At 73.6% G+C, this 25,679-nt stretch carries 23 protein-coding genes; 9 read left to right on the top strand and 14 right to left on the bottom strand.

The window, feature by feature from the left end; all coding sequences use genetic code 11:
• Positions 1–40 precede the first annotated feature (40 nt).
• Positions 41–1,057 carry a sulfite exporter TauE/SafE family protein gene (locus tag ADL05_RS02110; protein ID WP_231640575.1) on the bottom strand — a complete coding sequence of 339 codons (1,017 nt, stop codon included), beginning with the start codon at positions 1,055–1,057 and terminating at the stop codon, positions 41–43.
• A 342-nt stretch (positions 1,058–1,399) separates the two neighbouring features.
• Entirely contained in the window at positions 1,400–2,791 is a 1,392-nt protein-coding gene (locus tag ADL05_RS02105) for a PP2C family protein-serine/threonine phosphatase (protein ID WP_231640574.1), read from the bottom strand.
• Positions 2,792–3,055: 264 nt separating this feature from the next.
• Between ADL05_RS02105 and ADL05_RS02100 the strand changes: the two genes are divergently transcribed.
• From ADL05_RS02100 to ADL05_RS02085, 4 genes are read left to right on the top strand one after another with little or no spacing between them, the layout of a single operon-like run.
• Entirely contained in the window at positions 3,056–3,964 is a 909-nt protein-coding gene (locus tag ADL05_RS02100; RefSeq protein ID WP_053615124.1) for an ABC transporter ATP-binding protein, read from the top strand.
• 35 nt (positions 3,965–3,999) lie between these two features.
• The gene (locus ADL05_RS02095) at positions 4,000–4,758 is read left to right on the top strand and encodes an ABC transporter permease (protein ID WP_231640573.1); all 759 of its coding nucleotides are present in this window, start codon (positions 4,000–4,002) and stop codon (positions 4,756–4,758) included.
• A 7-nt stretch (positions 4,759–4,765) separates the two neighbouring features.
• Positions 4,766–6,007: a sensor histidine kinase gene (locus tag ADL05_RS02090; RefSeq protein WP_053615122.1), complete on the top strand. Its 1,242-nt coding sequence runs from the start codon at positions 4,766–4,768 to the stop codon at positions 6,005–6,007.
• A complete protein-coding gene (locus ADL05_RS02085; RefSeq protein WP_053615121.1) occupies positions 6,004–6,624 on the top strand; it encodes a response regulator transcription factor in 621 nt (206 codons plus the stop codon). The genes ADL05_RS02090 and ADL05_RS02085 overlap by 4 nt, the downstream gene beginning before the upstream one ends.
• Positions 6,625–6,636: 12 nt before the next feature.
• On the opposite strand, the gene idi is transcribed toward ADL05_RS02085, so the two are convergent.
• From idi to ADL05_RS02065, 4 genes are all read right to left on the bottom strand, one after another.
• Positions 6,637–7,233, bottom strand: coding sequence for an isopentenyl-diphosphate Delta-isomerase (idi, locus tag ADL05_RS02080; RefSeq protein WP_053615120.1), 597 nt, complete (start codon positions 7,231–7,233; stop codon positions 6,637–6,639).
• Between the two features lie 145 nt (positions 7,234–7,378).
• Positions 7,379–8,242: a geranyl diphosphate 2-C-methyltransferase gene (locus ADL05_RS02075; protein ID WP_053615119.1), complete on the bottom strand. Its 864-nt coding sequence runs from the start codon at positions 8,240–8,242 to the stop codon at positions 7,379–7,381.
• A gap of 128 nt (positions 8,243–8,370) precedes the next feature.
• Positions 8,371–9,753, bottom strand: coding sequence for a family 2 encapsulin nanocompartment cargo protein terpene cyclase (locus ADL05_RS02070; RefSeq protein ID WP_053615118.1), 1,383 nt, complete (start codon positions 9,751–9,753; stop codon positions 8,371–8,373).
• 38 nt (positions 9,754–9,791) lie between these two features.
• Positions 9,792–11,192 (bottom strand): family 2B encapsulin nanocompartment shell protein, encoded by a 1,401-nt coding sequence (locus tag ADL05_RS02065; RefSeq protein ID WP_053615117.1) that lies wholly within the window; start codon positions 11,190–11,192, stop codon positions 9,792–9,794.
• A 493-nt stretch (positions 11,193–11,685) separates the two neighbouring features.
• Between ADL05_RS02065 and ADL05_RS02060 the strand changes: the two genes are divergently transcribed.
• Positions 11,686–12,936 (top strand): GTP-binding protein, encoded by a 1,251-nt coding sequence (locus ADL05_RS02060; RefSeq protein WP_053615116.1) that lies wholly within the window; start codon positions 11,686–11,688, stop codon positions 12,934–12,936.
• Positions 12,937–12,985: 49 nt separating this feature from the next.
• Positions 12,986–13,795 (top strand): DUF817 domain-containing protein, encoded by an 810-nt coding sequence (locus ADL05_RS02055; RefSeq protein ID WP_053615115.1) that lies wholly within the window; start codon positions 12,986–12,988, stop codon positions 13,793–13,795.
• Here the strand turns inward: ADL05_RS02055 and ADL05_RS02050 are convergent.
• Positions 13,792–14,430: a pyridoxamine 5'-phosphate oxidase family protein gene (locus ADL05_RS02050; RefSeq protein WP_053615114.1), complete on the bottom strand. Its 639-nt coding sequence runs from the start codon at positions 14,428–14,430 to the stop codon at positions 13,792–13,794. The two genes, ADL05_RS02055 and ADL05_RS02050, sit on opposite strands and share 4 nt — an antisense overlap.
• Before the next feature lie 104 nt (positions 14,431–14,534).
• Between ADL05_RS02050 and ADL05_RS02045 the strand changes: the two genes are divergently transcribed.
• Positions 14,535–16,130: a PLP-dependent aminotransferase family protein gene (locus ADL05_RS02045; RefSeq protein ID WP_369800875.1), complete on the top strand. Its 1,596-nt coding sequence runs from the start codon at positions 14,535–14,537 to the stop codon at positions 16,128–16,130.
• A gap of 25 nt (positions 16,131–16,155) precedes the next feature.
• Here the strand turns inward: ADL05_RS02045 and ADL05_RS02040 are convergent, their stop codons facing one another.
• On the bottom strand, positions 16,156–17,352 hold the full coding sequence (locus ADL05_RS02040) for an MFS transporter (protein WP_053615112.1): 1,197 nt from the start codon (positions 17,350–17,352) through the stop codon (positions 16,156–16,158).
• A 357-nt stretch (positions 17,353–17,709) separates the two neighbouring features.
• On the bottom strand, positions 17,710–18,702 hold the full coding sequence (locus ADL05_RS02035) for a LacI family DNA-binding transcriptional regulator (RefSeq protein ID WP_053615173.1): 993 nt from the start codon (positions 18,700–18,702) through the stop codon (positions 17,710–17,712).
• Positions 18,703–18,872: 170 nt separating this feature from the next.
• On the opposite strand from ADL05_RS02035, the gene ADL05_RS02030 reads away from it, so the two are divergent.
• A complete protein-coding gene (locus tag ADL05_RS02030; protein WP_053615111.1) occupies positions 18,873–19,832 on the top strand; it encodes an SDR family NAD(P)-dependent oxidoreductase in 960 nt (319 codons plus the stop codon).
• 139 nt (positions 19,833–19,971) lie between these two features.
• Here the strand turns inward: ADL05_RS02030 and ADL05_RS02025 are convergent, their stop codons facing one another.
• The 3 genes from ADL05_RS02025 to ADL05_RS02015 are packed head-to-tail and all read right to left on the bottom strand — an operon-like array spanning position 19,972 to position 22,003.
• Positions 19,972–20,355, bottom strand: a complete 384-nt coding sequence (locus ADL05_RS02025) for a hypothetical protein (RefSeq protein WP_053615110.1) — start codon at positions 20,353–20,355, stop codon at positions 19,972–19,974.
• Positions 20,355–21,425 (bottom strand): serine hydrolase, encoded by a 1,071-nt coding sequence (locus tag ADL05_RS02020; protein WP_053615109.1) that lies wholly within the window; start codon positions 21,423–21,425, stop codon positions 20,355–20,357. The genes ADL05_RS02025 and ADL05_RS02020 overlap by 1 nt, the downstream gene beginning before the upstream one ends.
• Before the next feature lie 17 nt (positions 21,426–21,442).
• Positions 21,443–22,003, bottom strand: a complete 561-nt coding sequence (locus tag ADL05_RS02015; protein WP_053615108.1) for a helix-turn-helix transcriptional regulator — start codon at positions 22,001–22,003, stop codon at positions 21,443–21,445.
• Positions 22,004–22,234: 231 nt separating this feature from the next.
• Between ADL05_RS02015 and ADL05_RS02010 the strand changes: the two genes are divergently transcribed.
• Positions 22,235–22,777: a hypothetical protein gene (locus ADL05_RS02010; protein ID WP_053615107.1), complete on the top strand. Its 543-nt coding sequence runs from the start codon at positions 22,235–22,237 to the stop codon at positions 22,775–22,777.
• Between the two features lie 126 nt (positions 22,778–22,903).
• On the opposite strand, the gene ADL05_RS02005 is transcribed toward ADL05_RS02010, so the two are convergent.
• Together ADL05_RS02005 and ADL05_RS02000 are read right to left on the bottom strand one after the other, a co-directional pair.
• A complete protein-coding gene (locus tag ADL05_RS02005) occupies positions 22,904–24,703 on the bottom strand; it encodes a long-chain fatty acid--CoA ligase (RefSeq protein ID WP_053615106.1) in 1,800 nt (599 codons plus the stop codon).
• 411 nt (positions 24,704–25,114) lie between these two features.
• Positions 25,115–25,561: a carboxymuconolactone decarboxylase family protein gene (locus ADL05_RS02000; RefSeq protein WP_053615105.1), complete on the bottom strand. Its 447-nt coding sequence runs from the start codon at positions 25,559–25,561 to the stop codon at positions 25,115–25,117.
• Positions 25,562–25,679 lie beyond the last annotated feature (118 nt).

The following is a 25,679-nucleotide window of genomic DNA, read 5'->3' as shown; positions in this document are numbered from 1 at the left end:
GCGACATCGGTCCTGTCGCCGGGTCGGCGCCGTGCGGCGCCTACACGGGACCCGGGGTGCGGACCGGCTCGCGCGGACCGGCCCCGCTCGTCCGCGACGCGCTCACGGCGGCCCCGTACCGGGTGCTCCGGACCAGCAGGAGGCACACGACGGTGAAGGCGGCGAGCGAGATCAGGCTGGCCGCCGCCGTGGCGGCGGTGAATTCGACGAACAGGAGTGTGCTCACCAGTTCGCTCCCGATCAGGACGAAGAGGATGGCCCTGATGGTCAGAGGAGTGAGCCTGGTGCAGATCCAGGCACCGAGCGGGGCGCCGACCACCACCACGGGCGAGGCCGCGATCCAGTAGTCGACCACGGCTCCGGTGAAGTCGCCGACGATGAACACGTGCGTGAGGAAGGCGGCGATCGAGACGACGGTCATCATGATGACCGTCGTCGGCGTACTCACTTTCTCCGATACCCGGAACAGCAGGACCAGGAGAAGGAACATCACGCAGTTCTCACCGACACCGGCGACGCCGCTCAGAAGGCCCCCCGCGAGGCCCGTACCGATGACCAGAGCGCGTTCACGGTGACTCCACATGGGAATGGCGCGGTTCCTCCGGTATTCGCGCTGGAACAACTGTAGGAGGAGTGCGATCGCGAGCGAGACCAGGAGCATGGTGAACAGGACACGGACCAAGGGGAGCGGTACGAGGGGAGCGAGGAACACCGCGCTGATGACGACGCCCACGACACCGGCCGCCGAGCCGTGGACGACCACGCGCTTCTCGATGGGAACGCGGCAGGCCAGGATGGAGATCGACGCGGCCGTCATGCCGACCGACTGGATCGCGAAGGTGAACACGCGCGCCTCGTCGGCGGGCACGTCCAGCACCTTGGTCATGACGGGGAAGGAGACGGCGCCGCCGCCCTCACTGGTGCCTCCTCCGATGAGGGAGCCGAACACCATGGTGAGCGCGACAGGCCAGTTGGCGTCCAGGGCGTCGATGAAGCGGGGCCCCCACACGAGTGCCCACAGCAGCCACACCGCCGCCGCCAGAACGGTGTTGACCAACACGAATCTCGGTGGCGCCGTTCTTCGCCGGCGCGCTTTGACGTGCATGCGGGTTTCCTCGTTTCTCCTGGGGATTTCGGCGTCGGCTCTCCGGAGTATCCGCGCATGACTGACGCGCGCTCCTCGATTTCCTTTCGGGCGCGCTGTCGATCAGGCTGCTTTTCCTCGGCGGGGGAAGGAGGAATGTGAGACTCTACCGGCGCGTTTCCGCGCCTGTATTCTCCTTCCGTGCCCTCCTCACGGGCGGCTGCGCGCCGTCCACGCGCGGACGGGCGGGCCCGGGTGCGCGCAAGCGGTCTCCGCGTCCCCTGCGGCGGAGTACTCCTGCGTCCCGGCCCCGGGTCACCCGCGGGGTACGCGCACGGCGAGCACCGCCAGGTCGTCGTGTCCGTCACCGGGCGCTCCCTCGGTCACGGCACGGCACAGATCCTGCACAGAGCGGTCGGCGTAGGCGGCGGCGATCTCCGCCACGCGGTCCAGACCCCGGTCCAGCGGGTGGTCCGGGTGCTCGACCAGGCCGTCGGTGAACATCAGGACCGTGGACGAGGGCCGCATCGGGTACACGTGGTCCGGCCGCTCGACGTCGGGGTCGACACCGAGCGGAAGGCCGGGCTCGGCCTCCAGGTAGCGCGCTCCGCCGCCCGGGGACAGCACCAGCGGGGGCAGGTGGCCCGCCGTGCTCCAACGCAGGTCCCACCCCTGCCCGGTCGGCTCGATCCGCGCCAGGCTGATCGTGGTCACCGCGTCCTCCTCGGTCGCCATCAGGATGCGGTCGAGGCTGGAGAGCGCCGCGCCGGGCGAGGTGTGCCGGTCGTAGACCAGGGCCCGCAGCTTGCTCCGGATCCGCGCCATCGAGGCCGCGGCGACGAGGTCGTGGCCGATCACGTCGCCGATGACCGCGACACAGGCGCCGTCGCGCAGCCGGAGGGCGTCGTACCAGTCCCCGCCCAGTCCGGCGGCGGCCGGACGGTAGACCGAGGCGACCTCGAAGGGCGACAGATCGGGCACCCGCGGCAGGAGCAGGCGCTGGAACCGCTCCGCGCTGGTGCGCACCTCCTCGAACAGGCGCGCGTTCTCGATGGCGATCCCCGCCGCACCGGCCAGCGCGGTGAGGACCTCCCCGTCCCGGTGGTCGAAGGGCTGCCCGTCCCGGCGGGTGGACACGTAGATGTTGCCGTACGCGCGCCCGCGGACCCTGACGGCCGCCCCGAGCAGGGTGCGCATGGGCGGGTGGCCCGGCGGGAAGCCCACCGACTCGGGGTGCGCGCCGATGTCGGCGACCCGCAGCGGCTCGCTCTGGTGGATCATCAGGCCGAGCAGCCCCTCGCCGCTCGGGTGGTCCGTTCCGCCGAGGGCCCGCAGCTCCTCCTCGTCCAGGCCGAGCGGGATGAACTCCGCGAGCCCGTCACCGCGGTCGTCCAGGATGCCGAGCGCTCCGTACCGTGCGTCCAGGAGTTCCATCGCCGCGGCCACCACCCGGCGCAGGACCGCCCTCAGCTCCAGGTCCTGACCCAGGGCCAGCACCGCCCCCAGCAGCGATCGCATGCGGACCTGGGTGCGGACCAGCTCCTGTACCTGCTCGGCCACGCCCGTCAGGTGCGCGTCGTCGCCCAGCCCCGGGACCGCACCGGTCGCTCCCGTCACCAGCGGCTCCCCGGCGGCCGCGTCGCGGTGGAGCGGGCCCGGCTCGGCGGACCCCTCCGGCGCCGACCGCTCGCTGTCGTCGGGCACCATGGCCACCCCTTCCCCCGTCATCGCGCGGACCGTTTCCGGCCTGCCGGTCACGCGGATGCCGTGCCGTCACTCGCACCCCTCCAGTCAAGCCCTTCCCCCGCGCGGTCGCCTGGAAGCCTCGCCCGGCGCGTCGCGCCTGTTCAGCGGACTCGGGCCCGCCCGGCGGCGGAGCGTCCCTCCACCGATCGGTGGATGCCCGTATCCACCGATCCCGTGGCCGGGCGGGCGATCCGCGGGGCCGCCCCCGCGCGCGAAGCTCGTCCCATGCCGATCATCGACGTCAGGAACCTGCACAAGCGCTACGGAGACAAGGTCGTCCTCGACGACGTGTCCTTCTCCGTCGACGAGGGCGAGATCTTCGGGATCCTCGGACCCAACGGCGCGGGCAAGACGACCACGGTCGAGTGCGTCGAGGGCCTGCGCGTGCCGGACGGCGGCACGATCAGCGTGCTCGGCCTCGACCCGCGCCGGGACCGCGCCGAACTGCGCGAGAACCTGGGCGCCCAGCTCCAGGAGTCGGCCCTGCCCGGACGGCTCCGGGCCGGGGAGGCACTGCGCCTGTACGCCTCCTTCTACCGGGAGTCGGCCGACCCCGACGAACTCCTGGACATGCTGGGCATCGCCGACCAGCGCGACACCCAGTTCCGGCGGCTGTCCGGCGGGCAGAAGCAGCGGCTGTCCATCGCCCTGGCGCTCGTCGGCCTGCCCAGGGTCGCCGTCCTGGACGAGCTCACCACCGGGCTGGACCCGCAGGCGCGGCGCACCACCTGGGACCTCATCGAGCGCGTGCGCGACTCCGGCGTCACGATCGTCCTGGTCACGCACTTCATGGACGAGGCCGAGCGGCTCTGCGACCGGCTCGCGCTCGTGGACGGGGGCCGGATCGCCGCCCTGGACACCCCCGGCGGCCTGGTCGCCGGTGCCGGGCTGGAGCAGAGGATGAGTTTCCGCGCGCCCGCCGACCTCGACGAACGGGCGCTGAGCGCACTGCCGGAGGTGGCCTCGCTCCACCGGACCGGGTCCCAGGTCCGAATCACCGGGCAGGGCAACCTGGTGTACGCGGTGACCGCCGCCCTGGCCCGCGACCGCGTGGTCGCCGAGGACCTGCGCGTCGAGCGCTCCAGCCTCGACGACGCGTTCGTCGCCCTCACCGGAAACGGCCTCCCGTCATGAGTCCGCCGCCCACACCCCGCCGGAAGGGGCCCACCGTGTCCACCGTGTCCGCCCTGCGCCACCTCATCGCGACCGAGGTCAAGCTCGTCCTCCGCGAACCCATGACCCTCGGCTTCGGCATGCTCCTGCCGACCGTGATCCTCCTCGGGCTCGGGAGCGTGCCGGTCCTGCGGGAGCCCGCCGCCGACTTCGGCGGCGTCCGGTTCATCGACACCTTCGCCCCCACCGCCCTGATCCTGGGCATGGGCGTCCTCGGCATCCAGCACCTGCCGTCGGTCCTGGCCACCTACCGGGAGAACGGTGTGCTGCGCCGGATGTCCACCACGCCCGTGCACCCCGGCCTGGTCCTGGCCGCCCAGCTCATCGCGGTGGTCGCGGCCGTGTTCGCCTCCTCCGCCCTGCTGGTGCTGACGGCCTGGCTCGTCCTGGACGTGCCCCTGCCCCGGCAGCCGCTGCTGTTCACCGCCGCCTTCCTCGTCGGGACGGCGTCCCTGGTGGCCCTCGGCGTCCTGGCCGCCGCCCTGGCCCCCAGCACCAGGGTCGCGAACGGCCTGTCGATGGCCCTGTACCTGGTGGTGATGCTCGTGGGCGGGCTGTTCCTGCCCCGGATCTTCATGCCCGACGTCCTCGTGCGCCTCGGCGAGGTCACCCCGCCGGGCGTCCAGCTGCTGCTGGACAGCTGGTCGGGCGGCGCGGACGCCTCGGGCACCGGCCCGCTCGCGCAGCTGGCCATAATGGCGGTGATCGCCGCGGTGGCCGCCGCGGCCGCGGCGAAGCTGTTCCGATGGGAGTGAGCGGGGGATGAGCGCGATCGGCGCGGTGGACGACGCCCAGCAGGACTGGGACCGCTGGTGGGACCGGTTCGTGTACTGGGTGCCCTGGCTCCTGCTTCCGCTGTCCACGGTCCTGGTCCTGGCCCAGACCGGCCAGGACCAGGGCCACCGCGCCGTCGCGCTCGGCCTCGCCGCACTGGCCGCCGTCTGGGTACTGTTCGGGCACTCCTTCGCCCCGCCCGCGCGGCTGGAGCGGCTGTGGCCCGCCCTGCTCTACGTGTTCGGCCTCGTCGCCCTGGGCGCGGTGATGATGGCGCACGACATCCTCTTCCTGCTGTTCGCCATCACGCCGTTCTTCCACGCCATGGTGCTGCCGACGCCGTGGGCCTTCGCCGGGGTCGCCGCCGCCTCGATCTCCCTGCACACCAGCACCATGGGCCTGCCCGGCACGAGCACCGACACGCCGTTCCTCCAGCACCTGGGGCTCTACGCGGGCGTGATCGTGGTCCAGACCCTCGCCATCGGCGGCGGCCTGGTGGTGGCCCAGCGCAGCGCCGAGGCGCACCGCGAGCGCGCCGTCATGGTCACCCGGCTGGAGGCCGCCCTGGAGGAGAACGCCGGGCTGCACGCGCAACTGCTCGACCAGGCCCGGGAGGCCGGGATGCTGGACGAGCGCCAGCGGATGGCGCGCGAGATCCATGACACCCTGGCCCAGGGGCTCACCGGTATCGTCACGCAGATCCAGGCCGCCCAGCGGACGGGCGGGATCGGCGGGACGGCGCTGCCCCACGTGGGGCGCGCGCTCGACCTGGCCAGGGACGGGCTCACCGAGGCGCGGCGCTCCGTGCGGGCCCTGCGGCCCTCGCAGCTCCGGGACAGCCAGCTGCCCGAGGCCCTCGGCGAGCTGACCCGCCGCTGGGGCGAGGAGTCCGGGGTCCGGCCCACGCTGGAGGTCACCGGTGAGCGCGCGTCACTGAGCCCGGCGATCGAGGTGTCCCTGTTCCGCGTCGCCCAGGAGGCGCTGACCAACGTCGCCAAGCACGCGGACGCCACCAGGGTGGGGGTGACCCTGTCCTACCTTGACGACATGGTGCTGCTCGACGTCCGCGACGACGGCAACGGGATGGCCTCGGACACCGCGAACGGGTTCGGGCTCACGAGCATGCGCCAGCGGATCAGAGGCATCGGAGGCACGGTGGAGATCGAGTCGAGCCGCGGGGACGGTACCGCCGTCAGCGCCGCCGTACCCGTGATCGCGGGCCCGCCGTGATCCGGGTCCTGATCGCCGACGACCATCCCGTGGTCCGCGACGGGCTGCGCGGCACCTTCACCGCCGAGACCGACATCGAGGTGGTCGGCGAGGCCGCCAACGGCCAGGAGGTCCTGGACCGGGTGGAGCGGCTCGGCGTCGACGTGGTCCTGATGGACCTGCGCATGCCCGGGATGTCCGGGGTCGCGGCGACCGCCGCGCTGGCCCGCCGGGCCCCCGGGGTGCGCGTGCTGGTCCTGACCACCTTCGACAGCGAGAGCGACGTCCTGCCCGCGATCGAGGCCGGTGCCACCGGCTACCTGCTCAAGGACGCCCTGCCCGACGAACTCCTGCGCGGGGTGCGCGCGGTGCACCGCGGGGAGTCGGTGCTGGCTCCGGCCGCCGCCAGGCTCCTCATGGGCCAGGTCCGCGCACCCGCCCGCCGGGCGCTGAGCGACCGGGAACTGGAGGTGCTGCGGCTGGTCGCCGAGGGCGCGTCCAACCGCACCGCCGCCGCGCGGCTGTTCATCAGCGAGGCCAGCATCAAGACCCACCTGCAGCACGTGTACGACAAGCTCGGCGTCCGCGACCGGGCCGCGGCGGTCGGCGAGGCCTACCGCCGCGGCCTCATCGGGTGAGCCGCGCGGGTGCTACCAGCCCGCGTCGGGGGCCAGGTCGCGGACGGCGGGCAGTGCCGCCTCCAGGACCGTCGGGAACCAGGCCGAGAAGGGGCCGTCCCCCGGCAGCACCGCCATCTCCCAGGGGTCGGCGAACGCGATCTCGGCGACCTCCTCGGGGTCGGGGCGCGGCTCGCCGCCCACCAGCCCCACGAAGAGGTGGTTGTACTCCTGCTCGACCAGTCCCGAGTGCGGGTCGGGGTGGGTGTAGCGCACCGTCCCGGCCTCGCGCATGAGCACGGGCGCCACGCCCAGCTCCTCGGTGGTGCGCCGGGCCGCGGCGAGGAAGGGCGGTTCACCGGGGTAGGGGTGGCCGCAGCAGGTGTTGGACCACACGCCGGGCGAGTGGTACTTGCCCAGGGCGCGCCGCTGGAGCAGCAGGCGGCCCCGGTCGTCGAGCAGGAACACGGAGAAGGCCCGGTGCAGCCGTCCCGGCGACACGTGCGCCGACAGCTTCTCCGCGGTTCCGATGGTCCTTCCGGACTCGTCGACCAGTTCGAGCATGATCGGCTCGCCGGGGGCTCCTTCTTCGGCGGCCGTGGACGGACCGGTGGTGTGGCTGATGGGCATGGCGTCCTTCCGTCGGGTGGCCACGGGCGGCGGCCCCGCCCGCCCGGCCTGGCGCGGCCGGGCGGGCGGGCGCTGGTGCGGGCGCTCCACGGGCCCGGGGGCGGGTCCGCTCCCCCGGGTCCGGCCCCGGAGCGCCCGGGGGTCCTCAGACCCGGTCGGCCGCGATGAGCAGGTAGTGGAAGCTGCCCTCCTTGTACGCGGTCAGGAAGGGCTCCTCGATACCGGTGGCCACCGACGACCGCGCGCGCAGCTCCCAGTACGGGATGGTCGGTCCGGTGAGGTCGACGACGGAGATCGGGACGAGGTTGTTCGCCGTCATCGCCTTGAAGTACTGGCTCCTGGCGTGGATGTTGCAGGTGTAGTGCTCGTCGATCCGGCTCACCGCCTTGGAGCGGCCTCCGGTCACGTCGTTGTAGCAGCCGGTGATGGTGACGTAGCGGCCGCCGTACTCCAGCAGGCGGGCGTGCTCGGCGAACAGCTCGAACAGGTCCACGTACATGGTCGACTCGTTGTTCCAGCTCGCCCGCAGGGAGCCCGACGGGAAGCCGGTGTCGAGCATGTTGCGGAAGTGGAAGCGGACCTTGTCGGACACGCCCCGTTCCTCGGCCTGCTCGTTGGCGAAGTCCACCTGCTTGTGGGAGATGGTCACGCCGTCGACGTGGCAGCCGAAGCGCTGGTTGGCCATGAAGCTGGTGCCGCCCCGGCCGGACCCGGTGTCCATGACCCGGTCCTGGGGGCCGACCGCGCCCAGGTGGTCCAGGAGGACGTCGGCCTGGGCTGTCTCCAGGCGGTGCATCTCCTCGATGATCCGCTGGTCGCGTGTCTCCTCCGGCCCCTCCAGGACCGAGGGGTCGTAGTCGCCGATGCCGTAGTGGTGGTGGAAGAGGCCGTCGACCTCGCCGAGCTTGATGTTGACGGGGTCCTTCTCCGCGTTCCAGTACTCCGCGACGGACTCCTGGTACTGGGTGCGCAGGACGTTGCCGGTGGAGTGGGAGGAGGTCATGGTCATACGAAGGGCTCCTTGCTGGTGGTCGTCGGGCAGGACAGCCGACCGGGCCGCGCGTGCGGTCCGGGTGGGTGACGGCGGGGGTGCGGTGGGCCGCGGTGGGGGCGCGGGTGCTGTGGGGCCGGGCCGGGTCAGCCGGACCGGTCACCGTGGTAGCGGCCGCTGGTGGCGTGCCACTCGCGGCTGCCGCCGCACCAGGCCCACAGCCCGGCCAGGAAGCGGCCCAGCTGCGGCGATCCGGTGAGGGCGAGGGCGGCCGCCTCGGACTCGACGGTGTGCATCATCTCGTCGTGGATGCGCACGGTGCGCTCGACCGCCTCGCGCATCGTGCATCCGTCCTCCTCGGCGATCAGCCTGGGCAGGCTGGTGTCGTCGGGCCCCTCCTTGCCCATGGAGTAGAGGTCGTTGACGATGACGGTGGCCGATCCGGCCATGGTGAACACGCGCCGGACCCGCGGGTCGGCGAACTCCTCCATGGGCAGCTCGTATCCGGCGACCGCGTCGATCAGCACCATGCAGGGCACGAAGCTGTTCTCGTGGCGGTGCATCAGGAACTCCCACACCGGTGGCCTCTGACCGGTGTTCCCCCAGACGCCCTCCTGGTTGTAGGCGACGAACATGATGCCCAGCTCGTGGCGCAGCCGGCGCACCTGCGTCCACGTCGCGTGGTCGGCGAGCTTGCCCAGGGCCGAGCGCAGGGCGCGCATGACCGGGTCCGCCTGCACGACCCTCTCCAGCTCGGGCGCGTACTCGCGCGAGATGTGCGCCTGGTCGATGACCGAGTGTGCGATCGCCAGCCGCTGGCCGAGGAGTTCCGGGCGGGACTCCTCCACCTCGCCGTCGACGTAGTGGTCGTCGACGGACCACTCGGCCAGGGCGCACCTGGCCGCGGCCAGCAGGCGTTCGGGGTCGTCGGTCTCGGGATGGGCGAGCATGATCAGCCGGCCGAACTCCGCCTTGCGGATCATGTCGAGTTTGCCGGGGTAGATCCCCACCTCCTCGGCCCAGCCGACCAGCCGCTCGTCGACCTCCTCCCCCAGGGCGCGGTCGTCGCGTACGGCGGGCGGACAGTACAGCGCCGGGACCGCGTCGTCGGCGGCCGTGTCCGCGTCCCGCTCGGGCGGGGCGCGGTGGCCCAGGACGCGCACGGCCGCCGTTCCGGGCCCCGAGGGGGGCTGGGGCAGCCATCGGCCGACCGCCCCCGCCGGGACCGGCGCGTGCACCGGCGCGGGCGGCGCGACCGGGCGGTCGGGCAGCAGGGCGCGAGCCGCGGCGGTCCCCGGACCGGTGGGGCCGGTGGGAAGCCGCGGCGGGGCCGTGGCCGCGCCCGCCGTGGGCGCGCCCGCCGGCGCGGGTGCGCCCGCTCGCGGCGGTTCGGGCACCCGGGCCGAGGGCGGGCCGGGCACGAGCAGGTCCGGCGGTCCCGGGCGCAGCGGGTTCGACATCAGGGCGTCCACCAGGGCCGCCACGTCGTGCGTGGCGGCGGAGGCGGACATCCGCGACAGCAGTGACACCGTCTCAGCCCTCCTTCACTGGCAGTGTCGGGCGGGGCTCAGGCACGCGGGCGGACCTCGACGTTCTCCAGGATGCCGATGGCGTCGGGGACGAGGACGGCCGCCGAGTAGTAGGTGCTGACCAGGTAGGAGATGATCGCCTGGTCGTCGATGCCCATGAAGCGCGCGTTGAGCCCGGGCTCGACCTCGTCGGGCAGGCCGGTCTGGTGCAGGCCGATGACGCCCTCGTTGTCCTCGCCGGTACGGATGGCGATGATCGACGACGTGTGGTGCTCGGTGACCGGGATCTTGCCGCAGGGCAGGAGGGGGACCCCGCGCCAGGCGGGCAGGTGGTGGCCGCCGACCTCGACGGTGCCCATGGTGATGCCCCGCTTGTTGCACTCCTTGCCGAAGGCGGCGATGGCGCTGGGGTGGGCGAACATGTACTGGGTGTTGCGGCGCATGCTCAGCAGGTCGTCCAGGCAGTCGGGGCTGGGCGCGCCGCTGTCGGTCTGGATGCGCTGGCTGTAGTCGCAGTTGTGGAGGAGCCCGAACTCGCGGTTGTTGACGAGTTCGTTCTCCTGGCGCTCGCGCAGGGCCTCGATGGTCAGCCGCAGCTGCTGCTCGGTCTGGTTCATCGGCTTGTTGTAGAGGTCGGCGACCCTGGTGTGCACCCGCAGGACCGTCTGGGCCACGCTCAGCTCGTACTCACGGGGCCGGAGCTCGTAGTCGACGAAGGTCCCGGGCAGGGAGGGCTCGCCCACGTGGCCGGAGAGCATGGCGATGTCGGCCTCGCCGGCCTTGTTCTGCCCGTTGAGCGGCCGGGCCAGGAAGCGCTCGATGTGGGCGCGCAGGCTGGGAGAGGCGTCCATGACGGCGGAGAACTCCTGGCGGGGCAGCTCCAGGAGGGTGCCTGCGGTGACGGCCTTGACGGTGCAGTCCCAGGTCGCGTCCGGGTTGAGCAGGCCCTCCTCGCCGAACTGCTCGCCGTCGGCCAGGACGCCGATCCGCGTGGCGTCGCCGTAGGGGCCCTCGGTGGTCTTGTGGACCCGGCCGTGGGCCAGGAGGTAGAGGTGGTCGGCGGGCCTGCCCTCGTGCGCGAGCACGTCACCGGGCTCGAACTCGCGCTGGGTGAAGCGGCCGGCCAGCTCGCCCAGCACGCCCACGTCGTCGAAACCGGACAGCAGCGCCAGCTCGCCGAGCTCCTGTGGGATGACCTCGACGTCGGCGCCGGTCTGGTTGAACTCGATACGGCCGTCACCGATGGTGTAGCTGAGGCGGCGGTTGACGCGGTAGGCGCCGCCCTCGGTCTGCACCCAGGGCAGCATCCTCTGCAGCCAGCGGGAACTCTTCCCCTGCATCTGCGGTGCGGACTTGGTGGTGGTCGCCAGGTTCCGGGCGGCCGCGGTCGCCAGGCTCCGCTGGCCGTTCCGGGTCTCGGGACCTACGTCGATCGACATCCGCTGTGTCTCCTCGTGGTAGTCGCGTACCCACGCCGCGTAGCCGGTCTGTGTCGGGACCGGCCACGGGGCAAGGGAGGAAGAGGGTTGCGCGTACACGTCCACGTGCGCCATTCACCCCCGCTGGCCTGCGCGGACGAACGCTCCGTGAACCGAGGATCACACTAGGGACGCCCCAGGGGCGGCACAACCGGTTCCGGAAGATCTCCGCGATCCGCGTGCGCTCCGCCGCCCGCGTGGACCTTCACTCAGAGTCGGGGCGAACAACCGGCACACACCGTGAGCACTCCACCCCAGCGCGCGCAAGACCGACGTGAACTGCGGAAACGCCACAAAGCCCAAGGTGGGGCCACCGCGGGCGAGCGCCCGGGCGACGCTCCCCCGCGGCGCGTGAACGCGGGCGGCGCCCCGACCGGGCCCGGGAATACCGGCCCCACCGGAGCCCGCAATGCGGCCAACCGATCCGGGCCCGAGAGCGGCCAGCATAGGGAAAATGAAAACCATTTCCACAACAGCGGAAGGCCGTGCCGCGCTGCCCGTCACCGTGCTCTCCGGCTTCCTCGGAGCGGGCAAGACCACCCTGCTCAACCACGTTCTGGGCAACCGCGACGGTCTGCGGGTGGCGGTGATCGTCAACGACATGAGCGAGGTCAACATCGACGCCGGCCTCGTCCGCGACGGCGGCGCGCTCTCGCGGACCGACGAGCGCCTGGTCGAGATGACCAACGGCTGCATCTGCTGCACCCTGCGCGACGACCTGCTGGAGGAGGTCGGCCGACTCGCGGACGAGGGCCGGTTCGACTACCTGCTCATCGAGTCCAGCGGCATCTCCGAGCCCATGCCCGTGGCGGCCACCTTCACCTTCCCCGGCCTGGACGGGACCCGGCTGATGGACCGGGCCCGCCTCGACACCATGGTGTCCGTCGTGGACGCCGCCGGCTTCCTGCGCGAGCTGCGCCAGGGCGACGACCTGCTCTCGCGCGGGCTCGACGCCTACGAGGACGACGAGCGCACGGTCAGCGACCTGCTCATCGACCAGGTCGAGTTCGCCGACGTCCTGCTGCTCAACAAGACCGACCTGGTCAGCGACCGGGACGCCGACGAGGTCGAGGCCGCCCTGCGCCGGCTCAACCCCCTGGCGCGGGTGCTGCGCTCCGAGCACGGCCGCGTGGCCGTCGGCGAGATCGTGGGCACCGGGCTGTTCGACCTGGAGCGCGCCTCGCGCGCGCCGGGCTGGGCCGCCGAGCTCAACGGCGACCACGTGCCCGAGACCGAGGAGTACGGCATCTCCAGCACGGTCTTCCGCGCCGACCGGCCCTTCCACCCCGAACGCCTGTGGTCGCTGGTCTCCGAGCGCCTGGACTCCGGCGAGTTCGGCACTCTGCTGCGTTCGAAGGGCTTCTTCTGGTTGGCCACGCGCCACCGCGTCACCGGGATGTGGTCGCAGGCGGGCCCCGTGGCGCGGTTCGAGCCCTCCGGCGCGTGGGACCCGGCGGACGCGCCCCTGCTCGGGCTGCCCGACGACGAGGACGCCGAGGCCGTCGCCCCCCGCCAGGAACTGGTCTTCATCGGTACGGGACTGCGCGGGGAGGCGCTGGCCGGGAGCCTGCGCGCCTGCCTGCTCACCGACGCCGAGCTGGCCGGGGACTGGGCGGGTCTGGCCGACCCCTTCCCCGAGTGGGACGTGGCAGGAGTGCACGCGCACGGGCACGGCGCCGGTGTGCCCGCCGGGTCGCACGCCTGAGGACGGACCCGGGGCGAACCCGGGGCGGCGGTCGGACGTCCCACCTCCCATGACCTCCACCCGGACCGCCCCCCGACCGCTCGTACGCCACGGTGCGGCCCAGCTCCTCCGGTTCGGCTGGGCGCAGGCGCGTGCCTGCGCCTTCGCCGTCGGCATCTTCGCCGGACTCGCGCTGAGCGCCGCCGTGCCCCTGCCGATCCCCCGCTATGACGCCCTGCTGCTCTACGGCGTCGCCCTGACCGCGGCGTTCTGGATCCTGCGGCTGGAGACGGGCCGCGAGGTGCTGGCCATCCTCGGCTTCCACGTCGTGGGGCTGGCACTGGAGGTGTTCAAGGTGCACGTGGGCTCGTGGTCCTATCCCGGCGACGCCTGGACCAAGGTCGCGGGGGTACCGCTCTACAGCGGGTTCATGTACGCGGCGGTCGGGTCCTACATCGTGCGCGCCTGGCGGCTGCTCGACCTCGAACTGACCGACTACCGGCCCGTGGCCACGACCGCGGTGGCCGTGCTGGTCTACGCCAACTTCTTCACCCACCACTGGCTGCCGGACGTGCGGGTGTGGCTGGCGGCCGCGCTGGTCGCCGCCACCTGGCGGACCTGGGTCCACTACACGGTCGGGCCGACGCGGTACCGGATGCCGCTGTCGCTGTCCTTCCTGCTCATCGGCCTGTTCCTGTGGATCGCGGAGAACGTGTCCACCCTGCTCGGCGCCTGGAGCTACCCCCATCAGGAGCGGGCCTGGGAGATGGTGCACGTGTCCAAGCTCGGTGCCTGGTCGCTGCTGGTGGTGGTCTCGTTCGTGCTCGTGGCCACCTGGCGGCACGGGCGCGGCCGAGCCGCGTCGGCCGAGCCGCGCTAGCGGGACAAGCGGCCCGCGATGTGGGCGGGCACCCCGATGCCCTCGGGCAGGACGGGGTCGGGTTCGGGTCCTCCGAACACCTGGCGGACCGGGAGGACCCCCGCCCAGGTCGGCAGGGCGTAGTCCTCCTCGTCGTCGGCGGGCGGACCGGTCCGGACCTTGACCGAGGCCTCCTCCAGGGACAGCGCGAGCACGCGCGTGGCGGCGAGCTCCTTGGCGGTGGGCGGGCGGACCGCGTCCCACTGGCCGGGCGCGAGCTGCTCGGTCACGGCCCGCAGTGCCGCCAGGTGCTCCGCCTCGTCGGTGACCTCGCGCGGCGTGCCGTAGACCATCGCCGAGCGGTGGTTGACGGAGTGGTGGAAGGCGGAGCGGGCCAGGACGATCCCGTCCAGGTGGGTCACGGTGACGCAGACCTCTCCCGGGGCGCGCAGGGACCGCGCGCCGGTGGAGCCGTGCACGTAGAGGGTGTCACCGATCCGCCCGTAACAGGTGGGGACCACCATGGGGGCGCCGCGGGCGATGACGCCGAGGTGGCAGACCATCCCGGTGTCGAGGAGGTCGTAGAGCTCCTGGCGGTCGGTCCGGGCCTTGTGCTTGGCGCGCCCGAGCCGGGTGCGTTCTGTCGTGGAGAGCATGTGTGCAAGCCTAGGAAGAAGTGGCTATCACACCCATGGCCACTTCTCCATGAAAACGGAAGACCACTTTGGCCCGCCACACCCCCGCCGAACCGCCCGTGCGCCTGGATCGCGGCGCCGGGGTACCGCTCGCCGTCCAGCTCTCCGACCAGCTGCGCGCGGCCATGGCCGAGGGGGTCCTGACGCCCGGTGCGCGCCTGCCGTCGTCGCGCGCCCTCGCGACCGAGCTGGGCGTGAGCCGGACCGTGGTCACGGAGGCCTACCAGCAGCTGTACGCGGAGGGGTGGCTCGACGGGCGCCACGGGTCGGGCACGTTCGTCGCCGAGCACGACTCCCTGCCCGTCGCCCACCATCGCCCCGGGAGCCGCTTCGCGGAAGGGGCGGGGCTACCACCCTCAACGGACGGCCCCCGGCCGCAGACCCCCCTGCCCGTCGCCCACCGTCGCCCCGGGAGCCGCTTCGCGGGAGAGACGGGGCTACCACCCTCAACGGACGGCCCCCGGCCGCAGACCCCCCTACCCGCCACCCACCACCGCCCCGGGAGCCGCCTCACGGAAGGGCCCTTGACGGACCCGCCCCCGGGGTCGGCGGAGGCCGTCCGGTGGTCCCGGCACGAGGCGCGCCGACGCGGCCTGGTCGACCTGCGCCCGGGCGCGCCGTGGGTGCGCGACCACGACCGCGCCGCCTGGCGCCGGGCCTGGCGGCACGCCGCCGAGCAGCCGCCGGACGACGACCCCGACCCCCACGGCCTGCCACGGCTGCGCGAACTGCTGGCCGAGCACCTGCGCCGCGCCCGCGGCATCCGGGTGGGGCCGGAGAACGTCCTGGTCACCCGGAGCACCGGCAACGGGCTGGACCTGGTCGGGGCGACCCTGCTCGGCCCGGGCGCGCGGGCGGGGGTGGAGGACCCCGGATACCAGCGGGCCGCGGCCGTGCTCGGGGCGCGCGGGGCACGTATCGTGCCCTGCCCGGTCGACCACGACGGCATCGTGGTCGCGGACCTGCCGAGGGACCTGTCGGTCGTCTACACCACGCCCGCGCACCAGTACCCGCTCGGAGGACGGCTGCCCATCCCCCGCCGCGAACTCCTGCTGGCCTGGGCGCGGGAGACGGGCGCCGTGGTGATCGAGGACGACTACGACTCCGAGTTCCGCTACGACGTCGCCCCGCTGCCCGCCCTGTACGGGCTCGACCCCGGTCGCGTGGTGCTCCTGGGCACCCTGTCCAAGACCCTGTCCCCCGATCTGGGCGTGGGCTGGCTCGTGGCCGAGCCCGCGCTGCTGCGCCGGGTGGCTGAGGTGCGGCGGAGCCTGTCGGACCGCACCAGCGGCCCGGCCCAGGCGGCCACGGCACTGCTGCTGGAGCGCGGCGACCTGGACCGGCACCTGCGCCGGATGCGGCGGGAGTACGCCCGCCGCCGCGGCGTCGTCAAGGAGTTCCTGGGGCCCTACCTGACCGGGGACACCGCGGGTCTGCACGTGACCCTGCCGCTGCCGGCGGAGGCCGTGGCGCCCGTGGTGGCCGAGGCCGCCGCGCACGGTCTGCTGGTCGACGACCTGGCCCGGACCGCCCACGGCACGCCGTCCGTGCACGGGCTCGTCCTCGGATACGGGACGGCCCACCCCACCGACCTGCGCCGGGGCTGCCGGACCCTGGCCGAGATCCTCGCTCGCCGGGTCGGGGACGGAAGCCGGACCTGAGCCCGGACCCGTCCCCGGCGGGGACTCACTCGGCGGCGCCGGCCTCCACCAGCGGCGGGTCGGTGCCGACCGCTCCCGCGGCGGGGCGGTCGAGCAGGGCCGCCGTGACGGCGATCCCCAGACCGGCCACGGCCAGGACCGCGCCGATCAGCGCGGGCGAGGTCAGGCCCAGGCCCAGGCCGATCCCGACGCCGCCCAGCCACGCTCCCCCGGCGTTGGCGAGGTTGAAGGCGGAGTGGTTGGAGGCCGAGGCCATCGTCGGCGCCCGGTCGGCCTTGTTCATCACCAGGACCTGCAGCGGAGTGGCCACCCCGAACCCGACCGCCCCCAGCACCACGACCGTGGCCGCGGCGGTCCAGGGGTTGTGCACGGTGAAGGAGAACACCACCAGCACCACGGCCAGCGAGGCCAGTGCCCCGAAGATGGTCGGCCGCAGCGCCCGGTCGGCCAGCGGGCCCACGACGAGCGAGCCCAGGGTCATGCCGGTGCCGAAGAGCGCCAGGACCAGCGGGACCCCCGCCGGGGACATCCCGGCCAGCTCCGTCATCATCGGCGAGATGTAGCTGTAGACGGCGAACACTCCGGCGAAGCCGAACACCGCGGTCAGCAGCCCGAGCAGGACCTGGCGGTCGCCGAGCGCGGCCATCTCGCCGCGGAGCCCCCCGCCGGGAGGCGCGGGCAGCCGGGGCACGAAGACCGCGATGGCCGCGATCGCCAGCGCGCTGATGGCCACCACGGCCAGGAACGCCGCGCGCCAGCCCATGAACTGGCCGAGGAGGGTTCCGGCGGGCACGCCGACGATGTTGGCGATGGTCAGGCCCAGGAACATCCGGGCGACGGCGGTGGCCCTGCGGTCCGGCCCCGCCATGTAGGCGGCCACCAGCGCGCCCACCCCGAGGAAGGCGCCGTGCGGAAGCCCGGCCAGCACCCGCGCCGCGAAGACGGCGCCGTAGGAGTCGGCGACGACGGTGGCGAGGTTGCCGACCAGGAAGACGCCCATGAAGAGCAGCAGGACGGTCTTGCGCGGCAGCCGTGTGCTGAGCGCGGTGAGCAGGGGCGCGCCGACCACGACTCCCCCGGCGTAGGCGGAGATCAGGTACCCGGCCGTCGAGATGGGGACGTCCAGGTCCCGGGCCACCTCGGGCAGCAGGCCCATGATCACGAACTCGGTGGTACCGATGGCGAACGCCCCGAGAGCCAGGGCGAACAGGGCCAGAGGCATGGCGGTGCCTTTCTCGCGTGGAGCGCGAAGACGAAGAGGAGGCGGGGAGGCCGGGAGCGGAGAAGCGGTGGGCGGGGGCACCGCGCGGATCGGTCCCCTGGGCACAGAGGTTGTTGGCACGTGCTAACTCCAGGGTGGCACCCGGACCCCGTCGACCCCAAGTCCTGCGGCTGTGATCTCCCTCGCGGCCGCCGTCCCACGGGCCCGCACCCGGTCGGACCAGGCGAGGGGCGTGGAGCACCGGTCAGGCGGATTCTGGCTCTGGAGGCCGGTCGGACCAGGGCGAGGCATGGAGTGCCGGTCGGGTCGGACCGAGGCGTGAAGGGGCCGGTCGGCGGGTACTGGCCCCGAGGGCGGTCAGGACAGGCCGGGGCGCGGCGGGGCCGTGCTGCTGCGCACCGCGAGCTCGGGCTCCAGCACCAGGTGCGCGCTGCGCGTGCGCCCGTCGTCGAGCCGTTCGGCCGCCGCACGCACCGCCAGCCCGGCCATCAGGGCCGCGTCCTGGCGCACGGACGTCAGGTCCAGGAAGGACAGCCGCGCGGTGCGGCTGTCGTCGTAGCCGACCACCGACACGTCCTGGGGCACCCGCACGTTCGCGCGCACGAGGGTCTCCACCAGTCCGAGGGCCGACTGGTCGTTGCCCGTGATCACGGCGGAGGGCAGGACCTCGCGCGCGAGCAGCGCCCGCGCGGCCCGCGCCCCGGACTCCTCGGAGTAGTCGCCCGGGATCACGTCGGCCAGCGCCGCCAGGCCGTGGGCGCGCATCCCGTCGAGGTAGCCGCCGACCCGCTCGGGGGCGCCCGGCAGGATCCCGCCGTCCACGTGCGCGATCCGGCGGTGCCCCAGGGCGGCCAGGTGGTCGACGGCCTTGCGCACGCCGTCGGCGTCGGCGGTGCGGACGCTGTCGGTGCCCTCGGCCCCGGTCCGCTGGCCGATTTCCACGACGGGGACGCGCTCGGCGACGGTGGCCAGGTCCGAGGGGGCTGCGGCGGACAGGCCGATGAGGATCAGGGCCTCGCAGCGCAGGCCCAGGAGGTCGTCGATCGCCTCGCGCTCCCCGCGCGTGGCCATCAGCGCGCTCAGCACGACGCCGTAGTCGAGGGCGGCCGCCGCCGGGTAGACCGCCTCGACCAGGTGGACGTCGAGCGGGTGCTCCATGGTGAACAGCACACCCACCTGGCGGCTTCGCGCCCTCCGCAGCATCCGGGCGGCCCTGTCGGTCCGGTAGCCGAGTTCCTCGGCGGCCCGCAGGATCCGCTGGCGGGTCGGTGCGCTCGGCCCGGGGCTGTCGTTCATCACCAGGGACACCAGCTGGCGGGAGACCCCGACGCGCGCGGCGACGTCGGCCATCGTGGGCCGCCGTCCGGTCGGCGCCGTGCCGCCGCCGGCGCCCTCGTCGTCGCTGCCGCTGCCGGTCTCGCCCATGCCGTCCCCTCGGTGGCCGCCCCGGTCCCGGGCCGGGTCGAGCCGATGCTACTTCCCTTGACCTGGAGCGCGATCCAGGTCCTACGGTGACGCACATGACGACACCACAGAAGCCGATCGGTTCCGGATTCGGCGCGCGCAGCACCGCCCGCGAGGTCCTGGAGGGCATCGACCTGACCGGGCGGCTCGCGATCGTGACCGGCGGGTACTCGGGCATCGGCCTGGAGACGACCCGGGCGCTGGCGGGGGCCGGCGCCCGGGTCGTCGTTCCGGCCCGGCGCCCCGAGAGCGCGCGCGGGGGCCTGGACGGCCTCGAAGGGGTGGAGGTCGACACACTCGACCTCTCCGACCTGGACAGCGTGGCCGCCTTCGCCGACCGGTTCCTGGCGAGCGGCCGGTCCATCGACGTCCTCATCAACAACGCCGGTGTGATGGGCTGCCCCCACCAGAAGGTGGGCCCGGGCTGGGAGTACCAGTTCGCCACCAACCACCTGGGCCACTTCGCGTTGGTCAACCGCCTCTGGCCCGCCCTCAGCGACGGCACGGGCGCCCGCGTGGTGTCCGTGTCGTCGGGCGGGCACCACGGGTCGGCGATCCGCTGGGACGACCCCTGGTTCGCGCGGGGGTACGACCGGTGGGCCGCCTACGAACAGTCCAAGATGGCCAACGCGCTGTTCGCCATCGAGGCCGACCGGCGCGGCGCCGACACCGGTGTGCGGGCCTTCTCCCTGCACCCGGGCGCGATCCTCACCCCGCTCCAGCGCCACATGACGACGGACGAGATGGTCGCCAAGGGCTGGATCGACGCGGACGGCAACGTGGCCGACCCGACGTTCAAGACGCCGGAACAGGGCGCCGCCACCCAGGTGTGGGCGGCCACCTCACCGGATCTGGCCGGGATGGGCGGCGTGTACTGCGAGGACGTGGACGTGGCCGTCCTGGCCGGCACCGACCCCGACCGCCCCGGGGTGAGCGACCACGCCGTCGACCCCGAGCAGGCCGCCCGCCTGTGGCGGTTCTCCGCGGAGCTGACGGGTGTGGACGCGTTCGCCTGACCGGACCCGCCGTGCCGGCCCGCACAGGGGCGGCCGGCACGGAGGGGCCCGCACCCGGACAGGGCCGCGCTCCGCTCCGAGCGCGAGCCATGCTCGGAGCGGCGCGGAAGCCATGCTCAAGCCACGGCGGGACCCGCGCTCACAGGAGGGTGACGACGAGCACCGCGACCGCCACCGCCGCGAACGCCAGTGTCCCCAGGGCCGAGACCCGGTGGGTGGCCGCCCGCTCGGTGTCGGCCCGCCACGCCAGGTCGGGCCAGCGCAGCACCGTACCGGCGGCCGCGGCGGCGAGCAGGGCGACCACCGGGTACCACAGGCCCTCCGGGAACACGGTCCAGGAGACCGACAGCAGGGCGACGACGGTCATCAGCAGGGCGTTCCCGAACCGGTTGAGCGCGTCCCAGCGGTCCTGGAGGCGCCGGGAGCCCCGGTGCCGCCAGGTCCGGAGCAGGAGCCCGGCGGACATGGCCACCGCGACCAGGACCAGCAGGCCGCCGACGGCGTAGAGCACGGTCGTGGTCATCACGCCTCCCCCAGCAGCAGGTCCCGCGCCTGGGACTCGACTCCGGTGGCGGTGTCGGCCAGGACCACCACGGCGCGCCCGCCCTCGCGGTCCAGGGCGAGCATGGTCGAGAACCCGCCAGTTCCGCCGTTGTGCCAGGTGACGTCGGTGCCGTCGTGGTCGTCGACGAACCAGCCCAGCCCCACCCGGCCGTCCTCGCCGTCGTCCCATCGCGGCTCCATGGCCCCCGCCCCCGGCGGGTCGCCGAACAGGAGGGCCCGCGCCAGCACCGCCATGTCCTCGGGGGTGGAGCGCACCCCGCCCGCGGGAGCGTAGGCGCGGGCCAGCCAGGGGTCGGCCGTGCGGCCCTTGTCGTTGGTGCCCACGATCGCACCGGCGGGCAGCTCGGCCGCGGTGGCGGGCAGCACGGTGCCGTCCAGCCCCAGCGGATCGAGCACCCGTGCGCGCAGCAGGTCGGCGTAGTCGGTTCCGGCGCGCGCCGCGAGGGCCTGGCCGAGGACGGCCGCGCCCATGTTCGAGTAGGCGAACTCACCGCGTCCGGAGGTGTCGGCCGCCGCCACCTGCTCCACCAGCGTGTCCACGTCGAACCGGTAGGGGTCCCGTCCCGTCAGCGCGGCCGCCCAGGCCCCGAGCATGTCCAGCGGGCGCGGGGAGAGCCGGGGCAGCCCCGAGCGGTGTCCGGCCAGCTCGGCGAGGGTGACCGATGCCGCCGGGGCGCCGTCCAGGTCCAGGAGTGTGCCGAGTTCGGTGTCCTCGGACACCTCGCCGCGCTCGATCATGTCGGCGAGCAGGAGCCCGTTCAGGGCCTTGGAGACCGAGCCGATCTCGTAGGACGTGGAGTCGTCGGCGCCGAAGTGGGCGACGCGGGTGTCCTCGCCGTCGATCTCGACGACGCTGACCCGGTGGTGGACGCCCTCGGCGAACAGGGGCCGGGCGCGGTCGAGCAGCGCGGCGTCCCCGGACTCGTCGGTGGACAGGGCGGGCGTGTGCGGCCGCACGACCAGCCCGAGGACGACGACCAGGGCGGCGGCCGCGCAGGCGGCGGCGACGGTCAGGGGACGGGTTCGCACCGGGGGTCCCTCCTTCCTCACGGGGTGGACCGGTTCGCACCGCCCGCCGCCAGCAGGACGGCGAGCAGGGGGATGACGCGTTCGGGCGGGATGGCGTAGTGGCCGCGTTTGAGGGTGGTGAGCCAGCCCGCGGCGCTGAGCTGGTGCACGTGGTGGTAGATCTGGCCGGTCGTCCCGAAGCCGGACAGCTCGGCCAGCCCGGCCACGGTGCGGGTGCCCGACCAGACGGCGTGCAGCAGCGAGAGGCGGACGGGGTGGCCCAGGGCGTCCAGGGGCGCGGCGCACTGCGACCAGTCGAGTTCGGCGAGCCGTTCCACGGACAGTCCCTGCTGCCACTCCAGTGCGGACTCCGCGTGCTCTCCCTCCTCGTCCCTGACGAGTCCGGCGAAGACCACGCCGCCGCGACCGGTGACGTGGTCCCGCAGGGCGTTGAGCGCGAAGAAGGCGTCGCCGGTGGCCGGCGCGGGTGCCGTCGCGGGCGCCGGACCTGGGTCGGGGGGCCGCTCCGCCGCGCGGCGTTCGAGTTCGGCGACCCGTGCCTCCAGGTCGGCCAGCCGGGTGTCGTGTTCGTCGTTCACGCCACCACCGTAGCCGATATTACGTAATTCTGTATATACGTAGTTCCCCGTGTACGCCCGGACTTCCGGGACCGCGCGCATCCTTGACCCGATATGGGGCAACCACTGGAACCCCGTTGGGGCCGGCCGTTCGATGATGTGGTGGGGAGCGCGGAACCGCGCTCGAAGAGCATCCGACAGGACGTCCCCCGGCTCGCGAGGGCCGCCGGGACACCTGGTGAGGAGCACGCAATGCGAACCGGATCACCCAACGGCTGGCAGTTCTTCGCCGCGACGCTGCTGATGATGATCGGCGCCGTGAACATCATCCAGGGGCTCGTCGCCCTCCTGACTCCCACCTACTACGCCGTGGCCGACGGTGAGCTGCTCCTCCTCGAGTACGGGGCGTGGGGCTTCCTCCTCGGCGGATGGGGCATCGTCCTGGTGGTCGCCGGTGCCGCGATCCTGTCCGGCAGCATGTGGGCACGGGTCTTCGGCATCGTGCTGGCCGCGGTGAACGCCCTCGCCCAGCTGGCCTTCCTGGTGGCACTGCCCCTGTGGTCGGTCGTGGCGATCGCCATCGAACTCCTGGTGATCTACGCGCTGACCGCCGGCTGGCCGGACCGGGAGATGGCGGCGGACCGGGACGAGGCGACCGCCGACCGGATGACCGACGACCAGCGCGCCGCCTACCGCAGCGGCCGGCGGGCCGCCCACGCCAAGCCCGAGACGACGGCGCCCGCCGAGGAGGCCGGGCAGGCGACGCAGCCGGGCGACCGCAGGCACACCGTCTGATCCGACCGTTCCACCCGCCCCCGCCTCCGGCCCCGGACGCGGGGGCTTCGCGCGCGAACCGCGGTCGGCGGCGCCGGCCCCGGAACCTGGTGGAGCGCCCCGGGGGGCTCGGCGTGCGCGCCGAAGTCAGGGCTCGTACAGGGCGGCCAGCTCGTCGCGGTACAGGTCCCGGACCACGCGGCGCCGCAGCTTGAGCGAGGGGGTCAGCTCCCCCGTACCCGGACCCCATTCCCGGTCCAGGAGCCGGTGGCGCTTGACCTGTTCGGGGCGGCTGAGCCGCGCGTTGGCCGCCGCGACGGCACGTCCGGCCTCCGCGAGGACGGCCGGGTGCTCGGCCAGGGGCCGGCCGTCGCCGGTGCCCGCGCCGGTGCGGATGCCGTGCGCGGCGGCCCACGCCGGAGCGGTCTCCGGGTCCAGGACGAGCAGGGCGACGAGGTGGGGGCGGCCGTCGCCGTGCACGTAGGCCTGCCCGATGAGCGGGTGCTCCTTCAGGGCGTTCTCGACCGGCGAGGGAGCCACGTTCTTGCCGTGGGAGGTGACGATCAGCTCCTTCTTGCGGTCGGTGATCCACACGAACCCGTCCTCGTCGCGGCGGCCGACGTCGCCCGTGGCGAACCAGCCCCCGGCGCCCGTGCCGGGCCCGACCGACCCGTCCGGGTTCAGGTAGCCCTCGAACACCGTCGCCCCGCGCACCAGGATCTCGCCGTCCCCCGCCACCCGCAGCTCCACCCCGTCGATGGGGCGGCCGACCGAGCCCAGGCGGAATCCGCTGACGGGGCTGTTGACGGTGGCCACGCCGGTGGTCTCGGTCAGTCCCCAGGCGTCCATGACGGCGAGGCCCATCCCCGCCCAGAACCGGACGACCTCCGGGGGCATGGGCGCGGACGCGCTGGCCGCCCAGACGACCCGGTCCAGGCCCGCCGCGGCCAGGAGGGGCGCGAGGACCTGGGCCCGCGCCCGCTCGGCCCGTTCGGCCAGGTCGTCGGGGACCAGCTCCCCGCGCTCGCGGCGGGAGATGTGCTCGGCGGCCAGGGCGCGGGCCCGGTCGACGGCGGCGCGCCGGTCCGGGGGCAGCCGGTCCAGGCCCGCGCGCAGGGCGGAGGCGAGTTTCTCCCACACGCGCGGAACACCGAAGAACTGCGGCGGCCGCACGTGCCGCAGCACCTCGGGCAGCTCCTGGGGATCGGCGCACAGCCACACGTGCGAGGCCCGGAACAGCGGCAGGTACAGGCCCAGCATGCGCTCGGCGATGTGCGCGAGGGGCAGGTAGCAGATGTGCTCGGCGTGGTCGGGCAGTTCCACGACCCGGTCCAGCGCGGTCGCGTTGCCGAACACGTGCCGGTGGGTCAGGACGACGCCCTTGGGTTCGCCCGTGGTACCGGAGGTGTAGACGACGGTGAGCCGGTCGTCGGGGTCGGACCGGTCCTCGGCGGCGGAGGAAGCGGGGGCGGCGACGGCGGCCAGGTCCGTGTACGGCACGTGCCCGCGCTCGGGGTCGGCGCCGTCCACGACGACCAGCCGTTCCAGGGGCGTGTCGGGATCGGCGACCAGCCGCTCCCAGGCACGGGCGGACCCGGCGTCGCCGACGACCGCGAGCCGGGCACGGCAGTGCCGGGCGATGTAGCGGACCTGGTCGGGCGCGGAGGTGGAGTAGACGGTGGTGGTGACCGCCCCGGCCCGGACCAGCGCGAGGTCGCTGAGCCAGTGCTCGGGCCGGTTGCCCATCATGAGCAGCACGTGGTCGCCGGGGGCCACGCCCAGGGCCGCGTAGCCCTCGGCGAGCCCGGCCACGCGGTCGCGCACGCCGGACCAGGTCAGTGTGCGCCAGTCGGCCGAACCGGGCTCCCTCCAGGAGAGCGCGGGCCGGTCGGGCCAGGTGTCGGCGTTGCGGTGGAGGAGGTGGGCGACGGTGGGGGTCGGGCTCATCCGCACTCCTGGGACGTCCTCGCGAGTGTGACCTGGAACACGGTCGACGCTAGCAGTCGGTCCCCCGCGCGTACGGGCTTTCGGGGTGTCCGGTACCCGAGGCCATGGGCCGTAGTACGGTCCCCGCGCGTACGGGGCTTTCGGAGGCTTTCCCGAGGCCGCGCGGCCCGGCGGGGCGCGCGCCGGAGCCCGGCGCACGCCCGTGGCCGCGGACGCGCCCGCCGCGCGAGGGGCGGCGTCCGCGGCACCTGTCCGCGAGGTCGTGTTCCTTGCGGCGTTCCGGGCTCACGGCCGCCAGGCCGCCTCTCGCCGCGCCTCCGCGCTCGGGCGGCACGACCAGGCTTCGCCCATCGTCGCGCGAGAGGGACCGACGACCGCTCGCTCACCCGGAAGCCGTCGGAAGAACACTCCCTAGCGTCGGCGCGGGTGCAGGTGCGAGGTGACCGCGAGCCGGTTGTACAGGTTGATCATCGCGATGGCGGTCATCAGCGCGGCGAGCCGCTCCTCGTCGAAGTGCTCGGCGGCGGCCCCGTAGACCTCGTCGGAGACCCCGTGCTCGCCCATCCTCGTCATCTCGTCGGTGAGGGCGAGCGCGGCCCGCTCGGACTCGGAGAAGATGCCGCCCGCCTCGACCCACGTCGGAACGAGGAAGAGGCGCTGCTGGGTCTCGCCCTCCTGCAGCGCCCGGCGCGTGTGCAGGTCCACACAGAACGCGCAGCCGTTGAGGACGGAGGCGCGCAGCTTCACCAGTTCGAGCAGGGTCGTGTCCAACTGGCCCGCGATGATCTTGTCGATCTCGTCGAGCTTGCCGTAGACCTCCGGAACCTTCTTGGACCAGACCACCCGTGTCTCAGCCATGGACGGCGCCTCCTCCAGCCTCGTCGACCCGGCCGCACGCGCGTGCGCGCGACCCTCTGGCGCCGACGCTACCAACCGCCCCCCCGGGACGCCGTGGAGCGGTGCGTTAGCATGCCCG

Origin of the sequence: Nocardiopsis sp. NRRL B-16309 (assembly GCF_001279585.1) — a bacterium.
Taxonomy (GTDB): Bacteria; Actinomycetota; Actinomycetes; order Streptosporangiales; family Streptosporangiaceae; genus Nocardiopsis.
This window is presented reverse-complemented; position numbering and strand designations above follow the sequence as displayed.

Bases quoted from the DNA above. Each gene is read 5' to 3' on its own strand.
- ADL05_RS02050 (WP_053615114.1), bottom strand. From the start codon at position 14,430: ATGCTCTCCACGACAGAACGCACCCGGCTCGGGCGCGCCAAGCACAAG.
- ADL05_RS02065 (WP_053615117.1), bottom strand. From the start codon at position 11,192: ATGTCGATCGACGTAGGTCCCGAGACCCGGAACGGCCAGCGGAGCCTG.
- idi (WP_053615120.1), bottom strand. From the start codon at position 7,233: ATGCCCATCAGCCACACCACCGGTCCGTCCACGGCCGCCGAAGAAGGA.
- ADL05_RS02060 (WP_053615116.1), top strand. From the start codon at position 11,686: ATGAAAACCATTTCCACAACAGCGGAAGGCCGTGCCGCGCTGCCCGTC.
- ADL05_RS02040 (WP_053615112.1), bottom strand. From the start codon at position 17,352: ATGCCTCTGGCCCTGTTCGCCCTGGCTCTCGGGGCGTTCGCCATCGGT.
- ADL05_RS02035 (WP_053615173.1), bottom strand. From the start codon at position 18,702: ATGGCCGACGTCGCCGCGCGCGTCGGGGTCTCCCGCCAGCTGGTGTCC.
- ADL05_RS02005 (WP_053615106.1), bottom strand. From the start codon at position 24,703: ATGAGCCCGACCCCCACCGTCGCCCACCTCCTCCACCGCAACGCCGAC.
- ADL05_RS02100 (WP_053615124.1), top strand. From the start codon at position 3,056: ATGCCGATCATCGACGTCAGGAACCTGCACAAGCGCTACGGAGACAAG.
- ADL05_RS02030 (WP_053615111.1), top strand. From the start codon at position 18,873: ATGACGACACCACAGAAGCCGATCGGTTCCGGATTCGGCGCGCGCAGC.
- ADL05_RS02025 (WP_053615110.1), bottom strand. From the start codon at position 20,355: ATGACCACGACCGTGCTCTACGCCGTCGGCGGCCTGCTGGTCCTGGTC.
- ADL05_RS02010 (WP_053615107.1), top strand. From the start codon at position 22,235: ATGCGAACCGGATCACCCAACGGCTGGCAGTTCTTCGCCGCGACGCTG.
- ADL05_RS02105 (WP_231640574.1), bottom strand. From the start codon at position 2,791: ATGGTGCCCGACGACAGCGAGCGGTCGGCGCCGGAGGGGTCCGCCGAG.
- ADL05_RS02000 (WP_053615105.1), bottom strand. From the start codon at position 25,561: ATGGCTGAGACACGGGTGGTCTGGTCCAAGAAGGTTCCGGAGGTCTAC.
- ADL05_RS02075 (WP_053615119.1), bottom strand. From the start codon at position 8,242: ATGACCATGACCTCCTCCCACTCCACCGGCAACGTCCTGCGCACCCAG.
- ADL05_RS02055 (WP_053615115.1), top strand. From the start codon at position 12,986: ATGACCTCCACCCGGACCGCCCCCCGACCGCTCGTACGCCACGGTGCG.
- ADL05_RS02090 (WP_053615122.1), top strand. From the start codon at position 4,766: ATGAGCGCGATCGGCGCGGTGGACGACGCCCAGCAGGACTGGGACCGC.